This window comes from Blastomonas sp. (assembly GCF_041747255.1).
Lineage (GTDB): Bacteria > Pseudomonadota > Alphaproteobacteria > Sphingomonadales > Sphingomonadaceae > Blastomonas.
The window spans coordinates 1-6,105 of the sequence record NZ_JBGTFM010000462.1 but is presented as its reverse complement, the minus strand read 5'-3'; the positions used below and the strand labels follow the sequence as shown (position 1 = coordinate 6,105).

The 6,105-nt window shown below is 62.3% G+C and carries 7 protein-coding genes and 1 pseudogene; 3 read left to right on the top strand and 5 right to left on the bottom strand.

Annotation, left to right across the window (positions count from 1 at the left end; translation table 11 throughout):
- The 5 genes and pseudogenes from ACEW8G_RS15365 to ACEW8G_RS15345 form a co-directional block, all read right to left on the bottom strand.
- Nucleotides 1-174: S-adenosylmethionine:tRNA ribosyltransferase-isomerase (locus ACEW8G_RS15365; protein ID WP_373489270.1), on the bottom strand; the 174-nt coding region annotated here is incomplete at its 3' end.
- 136 nt (nt 175-310) lie between these two features.
- Nucleotides 311-976, bottom strand: a pseudogene (locus tag ACEW8G_RS15360) (peptidylprolyl isomerase); the annotation flags it as partial.
- A 446-nt stretch (nt 977-1,422) separates the two neighbouring features.
- A complete protein-coding gene (gene coaD / locus ACEW8G_RS15355; protein ID WP_373489268.1) occupies nt 1,423-1,923 on the bottom strand; it encodes a pantetheine-phosphate adenylyltransferase in 501 nt (166 codons plus the stop codon).
- Between the two features lie 57 nt (nt 1,924-1,980).
- Nucleotides 1,981-2,889 carry a polyprenyl synthetase family protein gene (locus ACEW8G_RS15350; protein WP_373489267.1) on the bottom strand — a complete coding sequence of 303 codons (909 nt, stop codon included), beginning with the start codon at nt 2,887-2,889 and terminating at the stop codon, nt 1,981-1,983.
- 39 nt (nt 2,890-2,928) lie between these two features.
- Nucleotides 2,929-3,177: an exodeoxyribonuclease VII small subunit gene (locus ACEW8G_RS15345; protein ID WP_373489266.1), complete on the bottom strand. Its 249-nt coding sequence runs from the start codon at nt 3,175-3,177 to the stop codon at nt 2,929-2,931.
- A gap of 185 nt (nt 3,178-3,362) precedes the next feature.
- Here ACEW8G_RS15345 and ACEW8G_RS15340 point away from each other — a divergent pair, with 185 nt between their 5' ends.
- The 3 genes from ACEW8G_RS15340 to purL all read left to right on the top strand — a co-directional run.
- Nucleotides 3,363-3,605, top strand: a complete 243-nt coding sequence (locus ACEW8G_RS15340; protein WP_373489265.1) for a type II toxin-antitoxin system prevent-host-death family antitoxin — start codon at nt 3,363-3,365, stop codon at nt 3,603-3,605.
- Entirely contained in the window at nt 3,605-4,027 is a 423-nt protein-coding gene (locus tag ACEW8G_RS15335; RefSeq protein WP_373489269.1) for a type II toxin-antitoxin system VapC family toxin, read from the top strand. The genes ACEW8G_RS15340 and ACEW8G_RS15335 overlap by 1 nt, the downstream gene beginning before the upstream one ends.
- A gap of 46 nt (nt 4,028-4,073) precedes the next feature.
- A partial coding sequence (purL, locus tag ACEW8G_RS15330) for a phosphoribosylformylglycinamidine synthase subunit PurL (RefSeq protein ID WP_373489264.1) occupies nt 4,074-6,105 on the top strand: 2,032 nt, incomplete at its 3' end.

The window sequence follows — 6,105 nt, the reverse complement described above, 5'->3', positions numbered from 1 at the left end:
GTCGTTGAACACCAGGCAATCGCCGGAGTTAAGCAGCCCGGGCAGATCGCGGACATGGGCGTCGGCCAGCCCGGCGGGCGTAACGCACAGCATCCGCGCCGCATCGCGCGGACGCACCGGCCGCAAGGCTATCCGCTCGGGTGGCAGCTCGAAATCGAAATCGTCAACGCGCATGTTTGATTACCGGTATTTCCACCCTGACGTTTTCCGACGAAAGCCCGAATCCAGAGGCGGTGATAGCGCAATCCGGCCCCCAGGCTCCGGCTATTGCCGGAGAACCAATACGCCTGGTAAGCTACCCCTGACTCACTCAATTGGTGATCGGCGCATTCAGATCGTCAACCGAAATTTCGCGGTCTGCCGGAGCTCTGGCAGCCGCAGCCGCGTAATTGGGCTCGGGTTTGTTCTGGGATTTGAGCGATGCCTGCAAAATACGCGCAGGATTTGTCGGCGGCTCGCCACGCGGGATCGCGTCAACAAACTCCATGCCTGCAAACACCCGTCCGAAATTGGTATAGCTGTTGTCGAGCGAAAAGCGCGGGTAAAAGACGATGAAAAACTGGCTGTTGGCGCTGTTGGGGTCTTGCGCGCGCGCCATTGACAGTGTGCCGCGCAGGTGCGGGAACTTGTTGAACTCTGCCGCCACGTCGGGAAGCTCGGAACCGCCAGTTCCGGTGCCGGTGGGGTCGCCGGTCTGCGCCATGAAGCCCTCGATCACCCGGTGGAAGACGATGCCGTCGTAAAAGCCCTGCCGCGCGAGCGTCCTGATGCGCTCAACATGGTTGGGGGCGACTTCCGGATACAGCTGGATCGACACGCGCCCGCCGGTGGACAGATCGAGATACAGGATGTTGTCGGGGCTGGCCTTGTCGGGGGTTGGCGGCGCCACGACCTCGACCAGCGCAGCAGCGGCATCATCTGAATCGTTGCCCGTCCTGCCCTCGGATGCACGTTTGCGCGCGGCTTTCGCGGCGGCACGCGTTTCTTTGTCGCGGGCCTTCTCGAGCTTCGCCGTTTCTCTGGCGCTCTCTTTTCCAAGCTTCTCCGCTTCCTTGTCGCGCTCCTTTTCGAGCTTCTCGGCGGCCCTTTCCTGCTCCCTGCGCTCCTTCTCCTGCTCCTTGAGCGCCCTGGCGGCAGCGCGTTCTGCATCCTGCGCAGCTCTGGCGGCGGCGCGTTCGGCATCCTGCGCAGCCTCGGTGGCTTCGGTTGCAGCGGCACCATCCTGCGCCTGCGCGGCCAGCGGCATCAACAATAGCGGCGCGAACAGCTGGGCAAAAAGCAATTTCAGGGTCTTGGACATAAAAGCGGGGGTCCTGTTAAGTTCAGGCCAGGCAGGCGGAGGCACTGCCCGGTTCGGGCACGGCTATAGCCAAAGCGGCTTAGCCTGTCATGAATGAACTGCGTGAGGAAAATTCGGTGTGGTCAGTCACCCTTGAGGCCGATTTCGCGCACCCGTTTTTCAACATCGACGCGCACCGCATCGGTCACGAACCGCTGGATCGCGCCGCCATAGCTGGCGATTTCCTTTACCAGCCGTGATGCGATTGGCTGCAGCGACACGTCTGCCATCAGAAATACGGTTTCGATGCGATGGTTGAGCTGCTGGTTCATCCCCGCCATCTGATATTCATACTCGAAATCGGCGACCGCGCGCAATCCTCGCACGATCATGCTTGCGCCTTCACGCTCGGCAAAGTCCATCAGCAGCGAGTTGAACGAAACGACGTGGATTTCGCAGTCGATCTCGGCAACCTCGCGCCGCACCATCTCCATCCGTTCTTCCACGCTGAACATCGGGTTTTTGGAAGGGTTGGTGGTCACCCCAACCACCAACCGATCGACCAGCTTGGCCCCGCGCCGGATGATGTCCATATGGCCAAGCGTGATGGGATCAAATGTCCCTGGATAGACCCCGATGCGCATCTGCTGTTCCCCTATGTGTCACCATGTTGATTATGGCGTGATTGCGTGATGCGCGGATCAGGAATTGCGCTCGACAATGTAACGCGCCAGCACGCGCAGCACATCGGCCTCGCGGCCGTAGCTGGCCAGGTGCCCCACCGCCTGATCGACCAGAAAAAACGCCTGCTCGCGCGCGCGCTCAAGCCCCAGCAGCGAAAGGAACGTCTCCTTGCCTGCCGCGGCATCCTTCTGCAGCGCCTTGCCCGCCAATTCCGCGTCGCCTTCGACATCCAGAATGTCATCGGCGATCTGGAATGCCAGCCCGATATCGCGCGCATAGGCGCGCAACGCCGTGCGCCCCTCGATCGCCACGTGACCAAGTATCGCGCCCATTTCGACCGAAGCCGCGATCAGCGCACCGGTCTTCAACCGCTGCAGCTTGGTCACCGTCGGCAGATCGAACTTGGCCTTCTCTGCCTCAAGGTCCATCATCTGGCCGCCCGCCATGCCGTTGGGGCCGCTCGCCTCTGCCAGCGTGGCGATCAGTTCTGAGCGAATGAAGGGTTCGGGGTGTGACTGGCTGCCGGCGAGGATTTCAAACGCCAGTGCGTGCAGTGAATCGCCCGCCAGCACTGCCACCGCCTCGTTGAACGCCTTGTGCACTGTCGGCTTGCCACGCCGCATGTCGTCATCATCCATGCACGGCAGATCATCGTGGATCAGCGAATAGACGTGAATCGCCTCGACCGCGCAGGCGACCCGCACCGCCAGCCCCCGGTCGACATTGAACATCGCTGCGGTGGCAGTGAGCAGCAGCGGGCGCACCCGCTTGCCGCCGCCGATCGTCGCATGACGCATCGCCTGATACAGCACCGCGCGCGGATCATCGGGCACCTCCAGCAACGCATCGAAACACGCGTCAACGTCCGCTGCGATGTGCCTGAACGCATCGGCCAATAAAATATCACTGTTGATCGTGTCGGTCACGAACGTCGGTCCCCCATTACATCCTGTCCAGCCACCGAATCAGCCCGCATCAAAGGGCTCTGTGCCAACCGGCTGGCCATCGGCGCCGAGGCGAATCTTCTCGATCCGCGCCTGCGCCGCATCGAGCCGTTTCTGGCACAGGCTGCGCAGCTGGTCACCGCGTTCGTAAAGGCTGATCGAGCTGTCGAGCGGCACATCGCCAGATTCAAGCTGGCGAACGATGCCCTCCAGCTCTTTCAGGGCGTCTTCGAACGACAGGTCGGTGGTAATAGCGGTGGCTTCGGTCATATAGCACAGCTTTGGCGACTGGCCCGCACGTGGTCAAGGCGCAAGCGCACGCCATGTAAACCACGCGCGAAATCGAGCCGCGTCGATGCATAGAGCGCGGTCTTGACGGATGGGGAGGCTCGCGCCTGAATTGCGATTACCGCGCCAGCGTGATATCTGGTTACCCAGTTGCTGAGGAGCATGAAATGGAAGCCTATAGCCTGTCAGACGCCAAGGCGCATTTGAGCGAACTCGTCGACCGCGCCGAAGCGGGCGAGATCATCGACATCATCCGCGAAGGCAGGCTGGTCGCGCGGCTGGTACCAGCTGAAAAGCAGCGCAAACCGATTGATGTCGAGGCGATGCGGCGTCATCTCGATAAAATGCCGATGCAGGAGCAAAGCGCGGGCGAATTCATCCGGGAAATGCGCGATACAGACCGATATTGATGATATATCTCGATACGTCCCTGTTGGTTGCGCTCCTTTGCCGGGAGCCACGCAGCATCGAACTGCTCGATTGGTTTGCGACTTATGAAAAGCATGGGTTTAGCGTCAGCCACTGGAACAATGTGGAATTTTCGAGCGCGCTGTCGATCAAAATCAGGACTGGCCAGATATCAGAAACGCAAGCCAGCATGGCGCAAGCGGAACTGACGACGCTGCTCAATAACAGTTTCAATGTGCTGCCAATCACTGAACTGGATTATGCCAAGGCCTCAGAATTTAGTGGCGTTTGGAAACTAGGTTTGCGCGCACCCGATGCCCTGCACTTGGCGATCGCGCAGCGGTTCGGCGTTTCATTCGCCACTCTTGATCGCCAGCAATTCCTGTCCGCCCAACATTTCGGCATCCCCGCGCTGATCCCTTGATTCTCCCCCTTCCCCCCGTCCGCGCAGCCGCGTAAAGCGCGGGGCCATGAGCGAGACCCAGACCCAAAGCGAAACGGCGCCCGCAGCGGCCATCACCCCGCAGATTGTCGCCGAACACGGGCTGAAGCCTGACGAGTATCAGCGCATCCTCGCCGCGCTGGGCCGCGAACCCAATCTGGTCGAGCTCGGCATCTTCTCGGTAATGTGGTCGGAGCATTGCAGCTACAAGAGCTCGCGCGTGCACTTGAAAAAACTGCCTACCACCGGTCGCCAAGTCATCTGCGGCCCCGGCGAGAACGCGGGCGTGGTCGATATCGGCCCCGGCGCGGATGGCAGGCCGCTCGCCGCCATCTTCAAGATGGAGAGCCACAACCACCCCAGTTACATCGAGCCCTATCAGGGCGCGGCGACCGGGGTCGGCGGCATATTGCGCTATGTGGTCACCATGGGCGCGCGGCCCGTGGCGCTGATGAACGCGCTGCGCTTCGGATCGCCCGATCACCCCAAGATGAAGCATCTGGTTCAGGGTGTGGTGGCTGGCATCGGCGGCTACGGCAACTGCGTCGGCGTCCCCACCGTGGGCGGCGAGACCAATTTCGATCCGGCCTATGATGGCAACATCCTGGTCAACGCGATGGCCGTGGGCATCGCCGAGCAGGACAAGATTTTCTACAGCGCAGCGTCAGGCGCGGGCAATTCGATCGTCTATGTAGGCTCCAAAACCGGGCGCGACGGCATCCACGGCGCAACCATGGCATCGGCAGAATTCGGCGAAGACAGCGAGGAAAAGCGCCCCACCGTGCAGGTCGGCGATCCGTTCACCGAAAAGCTGCTGATCGAGGCGTGCCTTGAGCTGATGGCATCGGACGCCATCGTCGCGATCCAGGACATGGGCGCGGCGGGGCTGACGAGCTCCAGCGTCGAGATGGCGAGCAAGGGCGGGGTCGGCATCGAGCTCAACCTCGACAACGTGCCGCAGCGCGAAACCGGGATGACGGCGTATGAGATGATGCTGTCCGAGAGCCAGGAACGCATGCTGATGGTGCTCAAGCCCGGGCGCGAGGATTTTGCTGAAAGCATCTTCCGCAAATGGGAGCTCGATTTCGCGGTCATCGGCCATGTCACCGACACCGGCCATATGGTGCTGAAGCACAAGGGCGAGACGGTGTGCGACATTCCGCTTGGGCCGCTGGCTGATGACGCACCCAGCTACAGCCGCACCTATGTGACCACGCCGCCGCCGACGCCGCTCACCGATGTGCCCGAAAGCACCGACATCGCCGCCGATCTCAAGACGCTGATGGCATCGCCCGCGCTCGCCAGCCGCAGCTGGATCTGGCAGCAATATGACCACATGGTGATGGCCGATACGGTGCAGGTGCCCGGCGGCGATGCGGGCGTCGTGCGCATCCACGGCACCAACCGCGGCCTTGCCATCACCACCGATTGCACCCCGCGCTATTGCTTTGCCGATCCGTTCGAGGGCGGCAAGCAGGCGATCGCCGAATGCTATCGTAATCTCGTCTCGGTCGGCGCGCGCCCGCTCGCCACCACCGATTGCATGAACTTCGGCAACCCCGAACGGCCCGAAATCATGGGCCAGTTCGTTGGCTGCATTGAGGGCATGGGCGAGGCGTGCATCGCGCTCGACATGCCCATCGTCAGCGGCAATGTGAGCCTGTATAACGAGACAACCGGCCCGGACGGCATTCCGCGCGCGATCCTGCCCACGCCCGCAATCGGCGCGATTGGGTTGATCGAAGACCTTGGCACGATGGCCACCCTGGCCTTCAAGGCGGCGGGCGAGGCGATCATCGTCATCGGCGGCGATGATGCGCCGCACCTCGGCCAATCGCTGTGGCTCGATGTGCTGCACGGTCGCCGCGAGGGCGCGGTGCCTGCGGTCGATCTGGTCGCCGAGCGCGCGGCCGGCGAATTGGTGCTGGCTTTGATCGGCGACGGCACCGTAAGCGCGGTGCACGATGTCTCGGACGGCGGGCTGGCGGTCGCGGTGGCCGAGATGGCGCTGGCGGCAGGCATCGGCGCGGCGCTTGATCATGGCGATGCGGGCGCGGCGT